The sequence below is a fragment of the Empedobacter sp. UBA7494 genome, from assembly GCF_002478465.1.
Taxonomy (GTDB): Bacteria; Bacteroidota; Bacteroidia; order Flavobacteriales; family Weeksellaceae; genus Empedobacter; species Empedobacter falsenii_B.
Window position 1 is genome coordinate 24,880 of record NZ_DLOC01000104.1, and the last position, 19,022, is coordinate 43,901.

At 30.1% G+C, this 19,022-nt stretch carries 19 protein-coding genes; 9 read left to right on the plus strand and 10 right to left on the minus strand.

The window, feature by feature from the left end:
• Positions 1-7: 7 nt before the first annotated feature.
• Positions 8-445 carry a DUF2141 domain-containing protein gene (locus B4E95_RS12630; protein WP_291091825.1) on the minus strand — a complete coding sequence of 146 codons (438 nt, stop codon included), beginning with the start codon at positions 443-445 and terminating at the stop codon, positions 8-10.
• Positions 446-522: 77 nt separating this feature from the next.
• Here B4E95_RS12630 and B4E95_RS12635 point away from each other — a divergent pair, with 77 nt between their 5' ends.
• A complete protein-coding gene (locus B4E95_RS12635) occupies positions 523-2,487 on the plus strand; it encodes a ComEC/Rec2 family competence protein (RefSeq protein WP_291091827.1) in 1,965 nt (654 codons plus the stop codon).
• Here B4E95_RS12635 and B4E95_RS12640 read toward each other — a convergent pair.
• The 4 genes from B4E95_RS12640 to B4E95_RS12655 form a co-directional block, all read right to left on the minus strand.
• A complete protein-coding gene (locus tag B4E95_RS12640) occupies positions 2,477-2,920 on the minus strand; it encodes a thioredoxin family protein (RefSeq protein ID WP_291069059.1) in 444 nt (147 codons plus the stop codon). The genes B4E95_RS12635 and B4E95_RS12640 overlap by 11 nt on opposite strands.
• A gap of 15 nt (positions 2,921-2,935) precedes the next feature.
• Positions 2,936-5,020 carry a peptide MFS transporter gene (locus tag B4E95_RS12645; RefSeq protein ID WP_291051849.1) on the minus strand — a complete coding sequence of 695 codons (2,085 nt, stop codon included), beginning with the start codon at positions 5,018-5,020 and terminating at the stop codon, positions 2,936-2,938.
• A 29-nt stretch (positions 5,021-5,049) separates the two neighbouring features.
• On the minus strand, positions 5,050-6,531 hold the full coding sequence (locus B4E95_RS12650; RefSeq protein ID WP_291059789.1) for a peptide MFS transporter: 1,482 nt from the start codon (positions 6,529-6,531) through the stop codon (positions 5,050-5,052).
• A gap of 170 nt (positions 6,532-6,701) precedes the next feature.
• A complete protein-coding gene (locus B4E95_RS12655; RefSeq protein ID WP_291091828.1) occupies positions 6,702-8,861 on the minus strand; it encodes a S9 family peptidase in 2,160 nt (719 codons plus the stop codon).
• Positions 8,862-10,000: 1,139 nt separating this feature from the next.
• Between B4E95_RS12655 and B4E95_RS12660 the strand changes: the two genes are divergently transcribed.
• From B4E95_RS12660 to B4E95_RS12695, 8 genes are all read left to right on the plus strand, one after another.
• Positions 10,001-10,255, plus strand: coding sequence for a hypothetical protein (locus B4E95_RS12660; protein ID WP_291091830.1), 255 nt, complete (start codon positions 10,001-10,003; stop codon positions 10,253-10,255).
• 39 nt (positions 10,256-10,294) lie between these two features.
• Positions 10,295-11,074, plus strand: coding sequence for a hypothetical protein (locus tag B4E95_RS12665; RefSeq protein ID WP_291091831.1), 780 nt, complete (start codon positions 10,295-10,297; stop codon positions 11,072-11,074).
• A 5-nt stretch (positions 11,075-11,079) separates the two neighbouring features.
• Entirely contained in the window at positions 11,080-12,261 is a 1,182-nt protein-coding gene (locus tag B4E95_RS12670; protein WP_291091833.1) for a T9SS type A sorting domain-containing protein, read from the plus strand.
• Between the two features lie 245 nt (positions 12,262-12,506).
• The gene (locus tag B4E95_RS12675; RefSeq protein WP_291091835.1) at positions 12,507-13,862 is read left to right on the plus strand and encodes a hydroxymethylglutaryl-CoA reductase, degradative; all 1,356 of its coding nucleotides are present in this window, start codon (positions 12,507-12,509) and stop codon (positions 13,860-13,862) included.
• A 44-nt stretch (positions 13,863-13,906) separates the two neighbouring features.
• Positions 13,907-14,269, plus strand: a complete 363-nt coding sequence (locus tag B4E95_RS12680; RefSeq protein ID WP_286494965.1) for a hypothetical protein — start codon at positions 13,907-13,909, stop codon at positions 14,267-14,269.
• An 11-nt stretch (positions 14,270-14,280) separates the two neighbouring features.
• Positions 14,281-14,712 (plus strand): pyrimidine dimer DNA glycosylase/endonuclease V, encoded by a 432-nt coding sequence (locus tag B4E95_RS12685; RefSeq protein ID WP_171623749.1) that lies wholly within the window; start codon positions 14,281-14,283, stop codon positions 14,710-14,712.
• Positions 14,694-15,191 carry a YkgJ family cysteine cluster protein gene (locus tag B4E95_RS12690; RefSeq protein ID WP_171623750.1) on the plus strand — a complete coding sequence of 166 codons (498 nt, stop codon included), beginning with the start codon at positions 14,694-14,696 and terminating at the stop codon, positions 15,189-15,191. Before B4E95_RS12685 ends, B4E95_RS12690 begins: the two co-directional genes overlap by 19 nt.
• On the plus strand, positions 15,192-15,479 hold the full coding sequence (locus B4E95_RS12695) for a hypothetical protein (protein WP_125348911.1): 288 nt from the start codon (positions 15,192-15,194) through the stop codon (positions 15,477-15,479).
• Positions 15,480-15,509: 30 nt separating this feature from the next.
• Here B4E95_RS12695 and B4E95_RS12700 read toward each other — a convergent pair whose 3' ends face one another.
• The 5 genes from B4E95_RS12700 to B4E95_RS12720 form a co-directional block, all read right to left on the minus strand.
• Positions 15,510-15,998 carry a hypothetical protein gene (locus tag B4E95_RS12700; protein ID WP_221854702.1) on the minus strand — a complete coding sequence of 163 codons (489 nt, stop codon included), beginning with the start codon at positions 15,996-15,998 and terminating at the stop codon, positions 15,510-15,512.
• Positions 15,998-16,447, minus strand: coding sequence for a hypothetical protein (locus tag B4E95_RS12705; protein WP_291091839.1), 450 nt, complete (start codon positions 16,445-16,447; stop codon positions 15,998-16,000). Before B4E95_RS12705 ends, B4E95_RS12700 begins: the two co-directional genes overlap by 1 nt.
• A gap of 150 nt (positions 16,448-16,597) precedes the next feature.
• Entirely contained in the window at positions 16,598-17,638 is a 1,041-nt protein-coding gene (locus B4E95_RS12710; RefSeq protein WP_291091841.1) for a PorT family protein, read from the minus strand.
• Positions 17,639-17,667: 29 nt separating this feature from the next.
• A complete protein-coding gene (locus B4E95_RS12715; protein WP_291091843.1) occupies positions 17,668-18,330 on the minus strand; it encodes a hypothetical protein in 663 nt (220 codons plus the stop codon).
• Positions 18,314-18,889 carry an RNA polymerase sigma factor gene (locus B4E95_RS12720; RefSeq protein ID WP_115002302.1) on the minus strand — a complete coding sequence of 192 codons (576 nt, stop codon included), beginning with the start codon at positions 18,887-18,889 and terminating at the stop codon, positions 18,314-18,316. Before B4E95_RS12720 ends, B4E95_RS12715 begins: the two co-directional genes overlap by 17 nt.
• Positions 18,890-19,022 lie beyond the last annotated feature (133 nt).

Below are 19,022 nucleotides of genomic sequence, written 5' to 3' on the forward strand. Positions count from 1 at the left end.
ACGAAGATTATTCTTCGCCTTTGTTATTGTTTAGTTTGATTAGAATTGTATTATTTTCTTCAGTCATTTCCACTTTAGCTTCCTCAAAAGTTGGCTCACGCAAAATAGGATCTAAATTCTTAGAAAAACCATACGGTTCTTTACGCACACCCAAAAAACTTTTATCAAGCTGTTTATTATTGTTCGTATCCAAATACACTTTTACCGCATAAAATGTTGGCTCAATATCTTTAAAAAACGTTTCATACTTGTCTATATCAGCAACTGGAACGTACAATTTTTTGAATGCATTTTGACCTTTTGTATAATTTTCTACATTTCTATAAAACTCTATAGCCAAATTTCCTTTCATTTTCTTAAGGTTTGTGATTGATAGTTTTACATCGATTTGAGCCATTGCCATTTGAGTAAAAAATAACACAATTAATATAAGAATCTTCTTCATTTTTTTTATTTTTTTAATCAATTCATTTACAAATAATTAAAACCTGCTATTTGTAAAAAAATTTATAAATTATTAGGATGAAAAAGTATCTCTTTTTTACCCTAACAATTTGTTTCTCAATCGGAATAATTTTATCCGAATTATTAATTCCTGCTACAAATTTACGAATTATATTTTTTTCATTAATTACTTTACTTTTTATCTCTTTGTTAAAAAATAATAATCGTCAAAATATAATCACTTTTTTAGGTATTTCGATGATTTTAGGCTATTATATTCATCAAAATTATAATAGACATTCAAAAATTGATTTCGAATCTGTTTCGAAAATTCATTTACTAAAAGTCGTTTATAGTTCTAATTCTACCGAAAAATATACCAATTACGTTGTAAAAGATATTGAAACGACTGAGCAAATTTTACTTCATATCAAACCTCAACAACAAATTTTATATCCCAATGATGAAATCATAATTTTAGGAGAAAAAAGAGAAATCCAAAAACCGTTAAATCCATATCAATTTGATTATAAACGTTTCTTAAACAGAAAACGAATTTATTCTCAAATCTTTACAAATGAAATTATTTCTATTCACAAAGAAGGAAATGGATTTCGAAATTGGGTTGCCAAATCGAAAGTCAAGATTCGAAAAGAACTAACAGAACAAGGTTATTCCCTTGAAAGTAGAGCGATTATTTCGTCTATGCTTTTGGGTGATAGAACGGAGCTCTCGCAAGAACTCAATCAAAGTTATGTAGCAACAGGAGTTGTGCATATTTTATCCATTTCTGGTTTACATGTGATGATGATTTACATGATTTTACAATTCATTTTACAACCATTATTAAAGCTAAAACAAGGTCGGAAAATTAGAATAATTATTAGCTTAATATTTATCTGGATCTTTGCTTTTTATGTCGAATTACAACCGCCAGTTTTTCGTTCTGCGTTGATGATTACCATTTATTATATTAGCGAATTACTCAACCGACCAAAAAATATTTTCCACACACTTTCACTTTCTGCTTTTATCATTCTAGTTTTTCAACCTAATTATTTGTTTGATGTTGGCTTTCAATTGAGTTTTTCAGCGGTCTTTTTCATTGTTTGGCTCAATCCAATTTTTGAGTATTATTGGAAAGTTAAAAATAGTTTCCTGAAGAAAATCAAGATTATGATTGAAACAAGTTTATCTGCTCAATTAGGAACTTTACCAATTTCGGTCTTGTATTTTAATCAATTTTCAGGATTGTTTTTATTTGGAAATTTAGTCTTGATTCCTGCTTCCTTTTTTATGATTTGTGGCGGTATAATTAGCATTCTTCTCATCATTTTTGATCTTAATATTCCAATCTATACGTGGATTTTCAATCATTTTATTTATTATTCAAATCAATATATTTATTGGTTAGCAAACTTCAAGTTTATTGCGAAAGATGTTTACATCAGTTTATTTACCGCGATTTTGATTGGCGTTATTTTATATGCATCGAAACCTTTATTCCTAAAAAAATCTAAACTAGCATTATTTGTTTGTTTAATTTCTTTATTTCTAATGGAATCTGAACGATATTATCAAGTTTATCAACTCAATCATTCGAATGAATTAATTGTTTTTAATCAATACAAGAATAGTATTATCGGCATAAGAAATCAACGAAGTTTAGCAATTCTAAGCGAAAATCCTTTGGATGAAAAAACATATAATTTTACTATCAAACCTTATAAAATCCACGAAAGAATAAAAGATGTTAGTTTCTACTCTTATGATTCTAACTTTAAACATCAACATTTTATCAAACATCCAAATTCTATTGAAACGAAGTCATTTAACCTTTTATTAAATGAAGAACATTCTGATACTCCTTTTTATGTGTTAATTCATCAATCGAAGTTTTATTCTTTCGAAAATAATGAAAATTTAAAAAGGGTAATTGCTGATGCCAGCAACTACCCTTCTATTGTTAGAGAACTTGAAGAAACTTCTGATTCTGTTTTATGGAAAACCTCTCAACAAGGTTATTTCTCGATTAAATTTTGATATCGTTTATGAAATCTGTTGAATTACGATAGCCCAAAACAATTTTGTTAACATCTCCTTTTCCGTTCATCAAAACAGTTGCAGGATAGCTCAATTGTCCGTTTGTAAAGGCATACGCCATGTAATTCGCTTTAGCAGGTGCAATATAGGTGTACTGAATTCCCATAAATTTTACCATATCCTTTGTTTCCGCATCAAATTTTACCGCAATGTAATTTTTGTTTACATAATCTGCGACTTTATTATCTGTAAAAGTTTCTTTGTCCAAACGCTTACAGAATCCACACCAAGTTGTATAAAAATTAATCAATACAGGTTTTTCTGGATGTGCTTTCATTTCCTTTGTTGCTTCGTCTAATGATAACCATTTAATTTCTTGTCCAAAAAGAAATGATGATAAAATTAGGGCAGCGATTGCTAAGCTTGATTTCATAAATTTCAATCTTTATTATTTAACTCCGTGCATCAATTTTTTCATGACTGGATTTAATGCGATAACGATTAAACCTGCTACAATTGGTACAATTGTAAAGATTAAGAAGAAAGTTGATAACGAATATTCTTTGGTAATATTTTCGATTTGACCTCCTAAAATGGCTGCCAATTTGTTACCAATTGCAATTGCAAGGTACCACATTCCGAACATAAATGCAATCATACGTGCTGGAACTAATTTCGATACGTACGAAAGTCCAACTGGAGATAAGCAGAGTTCGCCCAATGTATGGAATAAATAAGCTAATACTAACCAGATGATAGAAACTCTAACACCTTCTGAAATTCCGTAAGAACCGAAAGCTAAGAATCCGAATCCGATTGCCATAATGATTAATCCTAAACCATATTTTACAGAAGCTGATGGGTTGTATTTAGAATCCCAAACACGAGAAACTAACGAAGCTAATGCAATGATGAAGAAAGAGTTTAATGTAGAGAACCAAGAAACGGTAATTTCTACTTGAGAATCTTTAATCTCTGCTACTTTCGCAGGAACAACTTCAGATGGTTTATTTTGATTTTTATATTCAGTATCTAATTTCACTAAACTTTCTGGAGAGACTAATACAAATTTATCTCCTTCTTTGTGAATATTAATATCAGATCCTTTTGTTAAAGCGTCTTGAGAAGCTAAATTAATTGTTTCAGTTACAATTTTATCTGTAGAGTTTGCCACATAAGAAGCCGTAACTGGTGTTTTATCAAAAACAGGTTGTCCTTCTTCGTTCATCACTTGTTTACCAGCGTCGTCTAATTTAGCCGTTTCAATTGCTTGGTAAGAAACATCGTAAGAGTGAGAAGTCCAGTTATAGTTTAACATCCAAATTGCAGCAGCCCAAATTCCTAAGAAAGTAAACGCTAAAACAACATTAGATAAAGCCGCTTTTTTAAATGTTTGTTTTGCTAATAAAATCAATACATACGAGATGAACAATAATGGAACAACTGTTAATAATGTATTGAAAACGTTGAATGCCATTGCAGCACCTCCAATTAAGTTACGTTCTGTATTATCACGCGCAAAGATTACTAATGATGTAGCTCCTTGTTCGAAAGACATCCAGAAGAAGATAACGAAGAAAGCAAAAATAATTACCGCAATCATACGATCACGAACCACTTTTGTATAATTTGCCAAACGACGAATTACCACAAAGAAGAACAAGAATAATGCTACTAAAATAACGACATTTTGTCCTGATAATCCTCCGATAGAGAATGGGAATAAGTTAATTCCACCAATTGCATTTAACGGATCATTGAACGCATATCCTAATCCTAAAAGCGTCATAATAACGATCAATACTTGATCTAATACTGTAAAAGGATTTGGTTTTTCTCCTGGTTCGTATTTTGGTGTATCATCATCAGCAGTAATTTGATTTCCTGTTTTTGAAGGAACCTCACCGATATACCCAAATAATGGTTTTGCTAACCAGAACTGTAATGTTCCTAATAACATGAAGATTCCAGCTAAACCAAATCCCCAGTGCCATCCTACTTTTTCTGCTAAGAATCCACACAACATCATTCCGAAGAATGCACCAGCGTTAACTCCCATGTAGAAAATTGTATAAGCACCATCCTTTTTCTCAGGAAAGTCTTTGTACATTTCTGATAAGATAGATGTCATATTTGGTTTAAAGAATCCTGTTCCAATAACCAAACACGCCAATCCTAAATATAAAAAGATAGGTGTATCAAAAGCCATGAATGCATGACCAAGAGTCATAATAATCGCACCAATTACAACTGCCCATCTATAACCTATGTATTTATCGGCAATAATACCTCCAAAGATGGGCGTAATGTATAATAACATTGCGTATGTTCCATATAAAGCAGTTGCTTTTTCTATAGACCATTCCCAACCTGGATTTAACCCAATAACTGCAGCTGTTAAAAACTGAATTAATAAAACGCGCATTCCGTAGAATGAAAAACGCTCCCACATCTCTGTAAAGAAAAGCACGAACAACCCTGACGGATGCCCAAGTACTTTTGAATCAAAGAAATTTTCTGATTTTGAACTCATGTTTGTTTGTTAAAAGTATTTCTTAAAAGTTATTTTACGTCTTGCATTAATTTGCGAATTAATGGGGATAAAGCGATTAATAATACACCTGCAATTAAAGCGTATATTCCCAAATCTTTGTAGCCATCAGTATAGGCAATCAATTTTGACATTAAAGTTCCTCCTGTATTTGCTTCAGACATTTCTGCTCCAATTTTCCCTGCAAAAAACTGACCAAAAGCACTTGCTAAAAACCACATCCCCATCATCATTCCAAATAGTTTTTGAGGAGATAGCTTCGTAATAATTGACATACCGATTGGACCTAAACATAACTCTCCTAGAGTAATTACTAGCCAAGTAAAAGTGAATAAATTAAGAGATGATTGTCCTGTATCGTTTACAAAGAATCGTAAAGAATAAAATAAAAAGAATCCTAATGATAAGAATAAAAACCCTATTCCGAATTTAATAATTGTATTAGGTTCTATTTTCTTTTTAGCTAACCATATCCATAACAATCCTGCTAATGGACTTACTATGATTATAAAAAATGAATTAGCACTATTATTAATAATATTTGGATCAATTTCGAAGAATAGTAAATTATGTACTAAGTTATCTTTTGCGAAAAGAGATAAAGAACCTCCACTTTGTTCATAAATAACATTAAAAATCAAATACATAACAATAAAAATAAAAGCTGCTAAAACTTTTTTCTTATAACTATTATTTAATTTTAATATCTCGAATCCTAAATACAAAAGCGCAGCAATACCAATTCCGTACATAAAATAATCAGTTAAATCACTTCTATGAATTAAGAAATATATTAAAGGTAATATAACTATTGCACCAACGTAAACAGCTGTTTCTTTAAAAGTCCTTTTTTGTATACTATCTTTTTCTAATGGAGTGTTTCCTATAGGTTCTAAACTTTTTTTAGTAGCAAAATAAGTTATCAAACCAATCACCATTACAATTGCTGCTGCTAAGAAACATAAACTCCAAGAGTAATATTTTCCCAAATAAACACACAAAGCACCTCCTAAAAGACCTCCTATATTTATTCCGGCATAAAACATTCCATAACCTGCATCACGTCTTACATCTCCTTCTTTATACAATTCACCTACCATTGATGATATATTGGGTTTAAAAAAACCTGTTCCTATAATGGTGCAGGTAATTCCTACATAAAACATTGTATGAGGATCATAGGCAATGATTAAATTTCCGATGACCATAAAAAGACCTCCAAAAACTAAAGACTTTTTGAAACCTAATATTTTATCAGCGAAAATACCTCCAATAAATGTAAATGCATAAATAAATGCTTGTATTGCGCCATATTTCAAATTAGCATCTTTTTCTAAAAGACCTAGTTGGTCTGTCATAAAAATTGCTAAAACACCTCTCATACCGTAGAAACAAAAACGTTCCCACATTTCTATCGTAAACAAATACCAAAGCTGTTTGGGATATTTTCCTTCAAAGTTTTGTATTTGATCCAACGTTAATTTTTGACTCATGATTTTTTAACTATGCACTAATATATCCTTTAGATTTTATTAGCAATCAACGAAAGTAAAAAAAACCTCCGACAATGCAGAGGTTTTTTTTATTTAATGTATGATTTTTGTCAATTTGAATAATGTTTCATCTTATTCATTGGCGTATTCTAATAAATACAGCTTTTTTCTTACAAATTCTTCTTGATAAAGTTTGTCATTTTACGGTAAAGCTGAATACGCGTGTTTCCACCATAAATCCCGTGATCTTTATCTGTATAAATGGCCATATCAAAATCTTTGTTCGCTTGTACCAAAGCTTCTGATAATTCGAATGTGTTTTGTGGATGCACATTATCATCAGCAGAACCAGAAATTAATAAGAAATTACCTTTCAACTCGTTTGCATAATTAATTGGTGAATTGTCATCATAACCAGATGCATTTTCTTCTGGTGTACGCATAAAACGCTCTGTATAAACAGAGTCATAATAACGCCAGTTTGTTACAGGAGCAACAGCAATCGCCGCTTTGAACACATCATTTCCTTTGAATAATACATTCGAAGCCATGAATCCTCCATAAGACCAACCCCAAATTCCGATACGAGATTTGTCCACATAAGGTAATTTACCAATTTCTTTTGCCGCAGCAATTTGATCTTCTACCTCATATTTTCCTAATTGTAAATACGTTTGCTTCTTGAAATCTTCTCCTTTGTATCCCGTTCCACGACCGTCAACACAGAAAACGATATAACCTTCTTGTGCCAACATCATGTGCCAATAATCATTTGAGTTGAAATACGCATTATTTACATTCTGAGAACCTGGTCCAGAATATTGATACATCAAAACTGGATATTTTTTGGTTGGATCAAAGTTTTTTGGTTTGATTACGTAAGCATTTAATTCGTTTCCTGCTGTCGTTTTCAACACAAATAATTCTTTTGTTCCAATATTATCTGTAGTCAATTTATCTTTTAAAGAAGTATTGTCAACGATAACACCCAAATCTTTTCCAGATTTAGATTCAACCAAACTAATTGTTTTTGGAGTTGTTGTATTCGAAAAAGTATTAATGAAATACGTAAAATTCTTACTGAAAGCAGCCGAATTTGTTCCATTATTTTTCGTCAACATTGTTGTTTTCTTACCATCTAAACTAACCGAAGAAATTTGTCTTTCTGTCGAAATACGTTTTCCATTATTTGAGTTTGATTGATAATAAAGTGTTTTATTACCAGGATTATACCCATAGTAATTCGTTACCTCCCAATCTCCTTTCGTCACTTGGTTAATTAGCTTTCCGCTATCTGCATAATGGTAAATATGGTTATTTCCATCGCGCTCAGAAGTCCATAAGAACGAATTATCTGCTAAAAATTCTAATGTTAAATTATCCGTTTCTATCCACGCTTTATTTGTTTCAGTAAATAATTTATTTACTTTTTTCGTGTTGATATCATAAAACGAAACATCTACATTATTTTGATGACGGTTAGACGTTACAACCGTTAATAAATTCGCTTTTGAAGAGAACTTAATTTTCGGAATGTAATAATTCTGAACTCCGCCTAAATTAACATTTGCAGTTGAGTTATTCTTCGTATCAAAAACATGTAACGAAACTTCCGAATTGTCTTGTCCTGCTTTTGGATATTTGTAACGTAATTCTTGTGGATAAAGATTATTGTGGTAAATCGGAATATTAATTTCTTTGACTTTCGATTCGTCAAAACGAACATAAGCCAAAGACGTTCCATCAGCATTCCAATCAAAATTTCTTACGAAACCAAACTCTTCTTCATAAACCCAATCGTTGATCCCGTTGATAATATTATTCTTTTTACCATCCGTTGTAACTTGAATTACCTTGTTCGATTTTAAGTCTTGAATGTATAAATTATTCTCAAAAGCAAAAGCTACCTTAGAAGCATCTGGCGAAAACAAAGGCTCTTGAATTCCTTTTCCATCAAATAACAATACTTTCGATTTTGTTTGTGTATCATACACTTCAAACTTTGCTGTAAACGAATGGCGATAAATTTGGTGCGAATTAGTTTGCAATAAAACGTAACGCTCATCAGAACTAAATTCATAACCTTCAAACTTTCCAGGAACGACAACTACATCAGAAGTCTGACCTTTTTTCAATGTCGATTCATACGAACGTTTTACCAATCCGTCTTTTGTCAGAATAGTATAATTTTCTCCATCGTTCAATGAGTTCACACCGTACAAAGAATTTTCGCGGTATTTTCCGCCATATATCCCTTCAATGGTTATTTGTTGTGCATAAGAATAAGCACCCATCGCAAGGATAGCCAAACTTAAAATAAATTTTTTCATATTAATTTTCTAATCATGTGAGTTCAAACAATCAAATATAAACAATTCTATTTTCTCAAATAACACATTTCCTCGAATAATCCATTATAATCGTTCATATAAACGAAAAACTCTTCACTATTTTATATTTTAAACAATTTACAGATAATCGTATTTCATCATTTTTATCAAGAATATTATTAATTCAATCAAAACAATTTAAAATAATCAAATATTTGTAATATAATCATTTAAACAATACAAATTACATTTTTCACAAAAAGTGACCACAAATGTCCGGTTTTGTCCACATTTGTCCACTTCTGTCCTCCAGTATTTTTATCAACAATATGTTTTAGTTAATTGAAACTCCTATACAAACCTCTGTATATCTATGTTTCACATCATATCGAAAAATAGCTCATTTTACTCTTGTTCGACCATCGTTCGACCTTTGTTCGACCGTCCTTCGACGAACTTGCGGAAAAATGCACCTTTGCGAGGACAATGGTCGAAGAACGGTCGAAGAAAACACGAATAAACTCTGTAGAGAGTTATAAAAAAAATAATAACGTTGCAGTAAAAAATTAGTACGAAAGAAAAATAATTTTGTCTGATATGAATACCTTCACTCAACGATTAAATGCTTCTTTCAGAGCATTTTAAATTACAAACTTGTTTATTCAAAACTGCACTCTCACAATATCAAAGTTTTAAGCCATTTAAAAGAGGTGTATAATAATCATTATGTTTAGTAGAAGTTACTTTTCGTATATGTTGATCTTAATTATATATAAAACAATTATGTTTAATAACTGATTTTTGGCTATCACTAATAATGTATATAAAACCTTTGATAATGATTACGTCTGTTCAACTTTTATAATACTAGTACTTATAGGAATTAAATCATTTTAAAAAAAAACATAATAAAAAAACACCTAAAAACACTATTGAAAAACTATAATTAGTTAATCAATTACACATAAATTGTTTATACTTGATATCAACTAATATTTTTCTAACTCCAAGACATGTATTAATATAAACATTTATAATCAACTAAGTTATTTTTGTCTATTATTTAATTTGCTTTTTTTACAATTATTTTATTTTTTTTTATTTTATTTGTTATTATTAACAAATTATTATGAATTAAAATGAAAAAGACCTATCTTACTGTAGCGTTCTTTACGCTATTAACATCTATCTCTTTTATTTCATGTCAAGATGATATTAACTCTTCTGATATTGAAAATAAAAAAAACACGTTATCTAAAGTTGATTTAGGTGTTGATAATAATAAATTAAATAAAGGACTTGATAATAGACAGTATGCTGTTAAGAAGAATGAAGGGTTGATTGCTACATATCAATCTCCTGCAGGAGTACATGAAAGAAAGTTAAATTGGTAAATATATATATCCCAAAGCTTCGGTTTTGGGTTTTTTATTATGAATAAAATATTATTATTTTTAATTCCTATAACTATTTTCTCTCAAAAACCTTTTGAAGATTTAGGAAATTATAAGAAACTAGGTTTACAATTTACTCCAACAGTTTATTCTAAAGCAATAAGTGAGCCTACAATTGGAAATAGAACAATAGAAGGTCTCAATACTTTTTCCTATAAATTTGGTTTGGTTTATACTATAAATCCAAAAGATAAAATTTCGGCAAGGATAGGATTGTCTACAGAAAGTATTCCTTCATACAAAATTATACATGAAATAAAAAAAGGAGATGTCCCTAAAGAATTTGAATGGCTTGAAGGAGAAGAACAAACTAAAAGCTGGAAGAATTTTTCTTATTTAAATATCCCTGTCACAGCTGAATATAAGATCAGATTAAATGATAAATTTATTTTATCATTTGGTTTAGGAACAGAATTAATGTTTTATAAAAGCACTTTTATTGAGTATGTCTATTCTTATACAGATGAAACCAAGAATGAACGTACTGAGATTTTTGGCTTAAGATTAAACAATGATAAAAACACAAGTTTCACTCCTACATTACGCTTAAGTCCAAGTATATACTGGAAAAATAAAATTACATTAATTCAACTTGGATTAATTTATAAAAATGATTTTAGAAATTATTTAGAGGGAGAATATATCTATGATAATTTAGAGAATAATCCTACTTCACGTGGAAAAGTAAAAATACCTGGAGATTATATTGGATTAGAATTAAATGTTTTTCTAAAGAAAAGTAAAAAAAGATTAAAATAATATATATGAAAAAAACTTTACTTTTTTTTGCAATTTTCTTTATAAGTTTCTTGCAAGCACAATTAAAACCTGTTATGATTAATGATAACCTAAGTATACTAAATAGAGATGAATCTTGGGATGAAACTGCTGTTTATCATAAGGGATATATATACTATGGATTAATGCATGAAGGCAAAATAATAAGGGTAAATACAAAAATCAATAGTTCTCCTATAGAAATTATATTAGATAACACTCCTTATGTATCTGATATTAGTGTAGTAGGAGATAAACTATATTTTTCACAATTTTCAGATGCTACATTTAAACCAAACACAGGGAAAATTTCTGTGTTAAATTTGGAAAACAATCAATTGACAGTTGTAAGAAATAACTTACAATACCCTCAACTTTTTGCAATTAATAATGATGAATTGTATATAATTGAAAGTCAAATATCGAATGTGATTGATGAAAACGATTTTGAATATAATAGAGGTGATTTTTACATACATGATTTAGTGAAAAACACTAAAACATTGATACAAAGTTATGATTATGTACATGACTTAATAATGAAAGAAAACGAAATTTATTTATCTGAACATGTCGTAATTGGAGATGAAATAGAAGATAGTAAAATATGGAAATATGATACTGAAAAATTTAATAGAACATTAATTCAGAACAGGTATATTTATTCAAATAATATTTCAATAAAGGATGATAAATTATTCGCAGATTTTGAAAATTATTCATATTTATCTTATTTAGATTTAAAAATCACGAATAGTAATCCGAATATAATTGTTAATGAGCCTTTTATTTATAAAGGAGATGATACATATATAACAAATATTATCCCTTCCGATGATGATGAAAACGTCTATGTTTTAGCTCGCTACGAACTTTACAAAGAAGGAGAAGAGTTGGATTATAAGAAAATCTTGTTTAAAGTTGATTTAAGTAAATTAGCTATTTCAGATGTTAATAAAAATAATATTCATTTATTTCCAAATCCTGTAGTTAATCTACTTTCTGTTTCTAATCTTTCAAAAAGAACACGATATACAATTTATGATTTATTAGGAAAAACAATATTAAAAGGAAGTACCAAACAAGATATTGATGTTTCTAATTTAACAAAAGGAATTTATATACTTAAATTAGAAAATAAATACACACAAAAATTTATTAAAAAATAGTTGATATTATTTTAAATCTATAACACCTTTTATGTTAAGTAAAAGGTGTTTTTTATATTTTAGAATATCAATTTTGAAGTGGATATTTTCTTCAAAAAGTTATAGTACAATAACTAATTCTATATTTATTGTGTTTAACCAAATCCTCTACTCTACTAAATCGTTAAAAATTAATCAAAAAACAGAAGAAGTATCTTATAACATTCAAAACGTTTGTACTTTTGTCTTATAAAAAAATATCCAATATGAAGCATCAAGCAGTAGAAGGTTTTTCGAAATTATCGAAAGAAGGAAAAATTGAATGGGTTGTCAATGAATATTTGAATGGTGATGAATCTGCCATCAAAGTATTGAAACAATATTGGAATGATGATGCAGATTTACAAAAACTGCACGACGAGTTTTCAGAAAATACAGTTTCTAATTTCTATATGCCGTTTGGTTTAGCACCAAACTTTTTAATCAACGACGAATTATATGCCATTCCTATGGCTGTTGAAGAGTCGTCTGTTGTTGCTGCAGCTTCTAAGGCTGCAAAGTTTTGGCAAACACGTGGTGGTTTCAAAACAACTATTTTATCCACAACAAAATTAGGTCACGTTCATTTTATGTACGAAGGTGACAAAGAAAAGTTGCAAAATGCATTTGAAACAACGATTAAAAATCAATTAATCGAAACGACAAATGATATCACAAAAAACATGCGTGCGCGTGGTGGTGGTATTTTAGCTTTGGAATTAATTGATAAAACTGCTGATTTAGAAAACTATTATCAAATAAAAGCGTCTTTCGAAACAATGGATTCGATGGGTGCAAACTTTATCAATTCTTGTTTAGAGCAATTTGCCAAAACATTACGCAACGAGATAGAAGCTGATTCTACTTTTACAGATGATGAAAAAGATTCTGTTCAAATCGTGATGTGTATTTTATCGAATTATACGCCAGATTGTATTGTTCGTGCAGAGGTTTCTTGTCCTGTTGAGCAATTAGCAGAAGGAAATGTAACGTCAGAAGAGTTTGTAGAAAAGTTTTCGCGCGCTGTTCGCATTGCAGAAATAGAACCATATCGTGCAACAACACACAACAAAGGAATTATGAACGGAATTGATGCGGTTGTGATTGCAACAGGTAACGATTTCCGTGCTGTAGAAGCTTGTGCGCATACATATGCGGCGAAAGATGGACAGTATTCTTCATTAACGCATTGCGAAGTGAAAGATGGAATTTTCCGTTTTTGGATTGATTTACCAACTGCGCTTGGTACAATTGGTGGATTGACAGCTTTGCATCCGTTAGTAAAATTAGCAATGGGAATTCTTGGGAAACCGAATGCTAAAGAATTGATGGGATTTGTTGCTGTTGCTGGTTTAGCGCAAAACTTTGGTGCATTACGTTCTTTGGTTACAACTGGAATTCAGAAAGGTCACATGAAAATGCACTTAATGAATATCTTGAATCAGTTAGAAGCAACTGTAGAAGAAAAGAAATATTTTGTCAATTATTTTAAAGATAAAACGGTTTCTCATCACAATGTTATCGAAGAGTTTTGCAGATTACGTGGTGTAAAAAATGTAGAAGAGATCAAAAAAGAGAAATAAAAATGAACTTTTTAAAATCAAACTTATTCATAATAGTATTTGTAATGATAAATTATTGTCAAGCACAAATAGCAAAAACTTGTGATGATTTTAAGAATATAATTGTAATTGATAAAATTTCAGATAATCAATATTCTAAAATAGTATTTGATAAGAAATATCACACAGAATTTACATCAGAAAATAAATCTGAATATATTAAATCTAAGATTGATTACAATAAAGTAAATCCGTGTGTTATTACTTTAGAAATTATTGAAGTTACAGATAAAAATTTTCCTTTTCCAATAGGAGAAAAAATGATTTTAGAATTAACGAATTTCGAAAATGATAATATTTCTTACGTTGCAAAAGTTAGAGATATTGAGCATCATGGAGTTTATAAAGTGTTATCTAAATTAGATTAAATATTTTATTCATGCGAATTTGGTCTGTTCATCCGAAATATCTCGATGCAAAAGGAATTGTAGCACTTTGGCGCGAAACGCTTTTGGCAAAAAATGTTTTGGAAGGCAATACAAAAGGTTATAAAAATCATCCGCAATTAACTCGTTTCAAAGCAATTGAAAAACCGCTTGAAGCGATTAATCAATATTTAGCAGAAGTTTGGGACGAAGCCACAAGACGAGGATATAATTTTGACCGAAATAAAATTGATTCTGATTTTACAAAGATTAAAATTGAGGTTACAACAGGTCAAATGCAATATGAATTCAACCATTTATTAAAGAAGTTAGAACAAAGAGATCCTGAGCGATTCAAACAATTTGAAAACCTTAAAATGGTTGATTGCGCGGAGATTTTTGAAGTAAAAGAAGGAGAGATAGAAAAATGGGAGATCATTTCTTAGAAGAATATTTTGCGAAAGCAAAAGAAAAACAACGCGAACACAAAAAGTTTTTGGAGAAGTTGAAGAAGAAACCGCCTAAAAACTTGGATCAGAAAATGGAAGAAATTCACGAAGATGTTTTCAATCGTATTGATTGTCTTTCTTGCGCGAATTGTTGCAAAACAACTGGTCCACTTTTTACACAAAAAGATATTGAGCGTTTAGCGCATGTTTTTCGAATCAAACCAAGTCAATTTATTGATAAATATTTACGAATTGATGAAGATAACGACTACGTTTTGCAGCAAGTTCCTTGTCCGTTTTTGGATAGTGAAAATTATTGTTTGGTTTACGAAGATCGCCCGAAAGCTTGCCGTGAATATCCACATACAGATCGCAAAAAGTTTTATCAAATTAATCATCTTACCATAAAAAACACACTAATTTGTCCTGCGACTTACGAAGTTGTAGAACAAATGCAGAAAGAAATAAAAGTATAAATGGAAACACCTCTAAAAATAATCGCATTTATTATGTTGATATTTCCGACAATTTATCAAGGAATTGCTGGATTTAGAACCAAAGATGCTACTGTTGTAAAAAAAATTGCTTGGCGCGCCGTTTTGATGCAAATCATGGGAACGCTTTTGGCTTATTTTATCTTCATAAAAATTGGTCAAGACAAACAAGTTGCCATTTATGTTGGCTTTATGTTTTTTACGTCGCTTGCAATTTTAGTCCTAATACAAAACATTTTGATTTACTTAAAAAATAATAGTAATAATTAAAACGTCGCTCTATGAGCGACGTTTTTTAATTTATAATTGGGTTTCTATCATTTTGATTTTATCAGAATCTGAATTGGATTTTAGAACATATAAATAATCATCTTCAAAATTGAAGATAAATATTCTTTGATTTACATTCTCAAGTATTTGAAACATATTCGTAATGTCAGAAAAAGTATTTTTATTATTTAGTTTGAATTTTACTCCAGATTTTTCAATATTATTTTTTTGCAGTTTTTGAATTAATTCAGCATAATAAACTGCATCTGTTTTATTATAATTCACTTTTAAAAATGTTGAATCGTATTTGTATACAGGATCCCTCCAGTAATAATATATTTGATAAAGAGAGTTATCTTCTTGTTTATCTATTTTTGGAGCTGTACTTAAATAATAAGTTCTTTGAGATAATTCTTTTCTTTCTCTAATAATTTTTACAATACAAAATATAGACAACACAATTAATATTGTCCATCTTATCGCAACATCAGCTTTTATAGTTGATTTTTCGATACCCATTAAGCCAATAAATTAACGTATTGTTCTGCTTTTTCGGTTAGTTTAGTTTTTACTTGATCATAATTTGAATCAAAAAAACTTCGTAATCTGAACTTTGATTTTTTGGTTTGAATAGTTAGAATTTGATTGCGATTCAAGCGAAAAATATCTTCTTCTTCGTACAAATAATAAATTGCTCGATATGGAATTTCATCTTTTTTGAAAATTGTTCTGATTTCGAACGTTTCTTCTTTTAACGTAAATAAGGTCAAATTAAACGTTAAATCATATAAAATTGACATCGATGCAAGTAAAGAAATCATGAAAACGCCAATGCGCAAAAAAGGTTCGTCTATCCAAAAATTTCCTCCAAACCAAAAAGCTTTGACAAACGTAAAGTTAATCATCATTAATAATAGAAAAATGATGACGAGAAGAAGTGTATGCCAACTAAGTTTAGATTTTACCATCTGCTTGGATTTGTACTAATTTACAATTTTTTGAACAGATTTAGAAAATTTTTCTACAAATAAAAAACCTCAGATAAATCTGAGGTTCATTATATTTTAAAAATGTTATGTTATAAAATTTCAATACTAAAACTATGATTGAGATATTTCTTATATTCCAAGATTTATGCCAAACTGAATCATTTTACGATTATCGAATGTGTTATCTTTAAAATAGTTGTTCAAATCTTTTCTAACAAAGACATCAATCAATCCTAAACCAATTGTTATTTCGGCTCCGTAAATAAAATTATTCACATTATAGTTTCCACGTTCTTTGTTGCGAACACCATCTCCTTTGTAAATATTATTCGATGATAACAACGTTCCTCCATACATATACGCTGCGATATAGTGTTTTCCTTGCGGACGATATGCAAAATCTTCGGTAATATTTTTGACTTTCGAAAAGTTGTATTTAAATCCAACCGGAACCATAAAATAAGCCGAACGCAATTTCGATTTATCTAACGATTTATCACTTTTTACCAAACCAACATTTCCATTTTCATCACGATTAAAGCGCATATCATCGTCGATGCGATACGTTCTCCACGAAAATAACCCTCCTGCCAAAAAGTTAACAGGACTTGTTAACGATAATTGTCTTTCGTACATTAAACCTGCTGTTAAATTGCTCGAAAACTTCTCATGTTTGTTCAATTCTTCGTCTTTTTTTCCTGTAAACGCCATGTATCCAAAAGAAGCATAACCGTTAATTTGATTCGCAATTCGGTAACGTTTCGTCACATCTTGTTTCGTTTTTGGCGTAATTGGATCTTCGCCGTTCATAATCGAAAATGCAACTTGTTGTTTGATGATATCATCTAAATTGAAATTTACCTCCTGAATACGATCATTTATCGTTCCCGAATACACGCTCGCAATCGCTTCTTTCTTCGCTGTAGCCTCAGAAGCATTCAGTTTTCCTTCTGTTAATTCTTTGTCAACTGCCGCAATTTTCTTTTCCATTGCAGATTTTTCTTCCTGAACAATTTGACGAATCACTAACGTAAATTCGCTGATGCGATCTTTTACAATTGGACTGATTTTTTCTTCATTTTTATCATTCAAATCAAATGTAAATTTTTGAGCATATAGTGATGTAGCTGATAAGCATAATAATCCTGCTACGATAAGTTTTTTTATCATAATCTTGCTAATTTAGGGATATTAATGTTTTATTTGAAGCCGATAGAAACCACGCGCGATTGGTTTGACTCCTTTAGATTTTCTTTATTTTCGATCGAATACAACAACATATTTGGATCTACAAAATTCTTCTTCTTTTTGTTCACTTTTACAGAATCTAATGTTGTGTTAGCTGCAATATTTTTCTTTGGTTGAGCTTCTGATTTTAACTCTTCTTTCTTCTCTACAATAGCTTCTTTCTTCGTTGGAAAAGCCATTTCAACTTGTTGAGATTCTTCGTTTATTGCCACTTGAACTTTACCATGTTGAATTGGTTTCTTCTCTTCTTGCGTCTGAATTTCAACTTCTTTTTTAGAAGAATCAATCTTTTCATTATTTGCTAAAATCGATTCTGAAGAATGAACTGTATTAGAATCTGATTGAATTTCTTGCGGATTATTTTGTTCCTGATGATTTACAAATTCTTTTGGTCGATCATCTTTCGATTGATTCGAGAATAAATAAATTGATGTAGAAACCGTAAATAACGCCACAACCGCAGCAGACAACCACCATTTAAAATTTGATTTTTGTGGTGATGGAGCGACATCCATACGAGCTTGAATTCTGTCCCACGCATCATGAGAAGGATTCAATTCACGATTTTCTAAATCGTCTTTTATATAGTTTGATATTTTATCGTTGTTTTTCATTTGTCATTTTCTTTTTACTTAGAACAATTTCTTTCAGTTTTGCCTTTGCTCGAAACAATTGCGTTTTGCTGGTCGACACCGAAATATTCAGCATTTCTGAAATTTCTTGATGCGAATAATCTTCGAGAATATGAAGATTAAACACCAATCGATAAGGTTCTGAAAGTTGATCTAACACCTCTTGCACATTAAAATTTAACCACGTTTCCTCTACTTCTTCATCCGCTTCATCATAATTAGAAACTCTTACATCATCAACATAAATCAATGTTTTATTTGCACGTAAAAAAGTTAAACATTCGTTGACCATGATTCGACGCATCCAACCTTCGAAACTTCCTTTATTTTGAAATTTTTCGATATGATTAAAAACTTTACAAAAACCATTAATCATACAATCTTCTGCATAATGCATGTCTTCGATATAGCTTCTACAAACGCTCAACATCTTTTTGGAGCTTTGTTCGTAGAGTTCTTTTTGCGCCAAAGCATCGTTCTTTTTTAGTCGATCGACTAAAATTTCTTCTTTACTTTTTCGATTTAGTACAAATAATTTCACGTGTGTTAATTGCTTTCTTACTTAATAGACTCAAGGTTTGTAAAAAGGTTACAGAAAATTAAACATTTTTTTTGAAATGATTTGATATAGAAGGAAAAAAGCTCGCAATTAGCGAGCTTTTTAATCATATTTA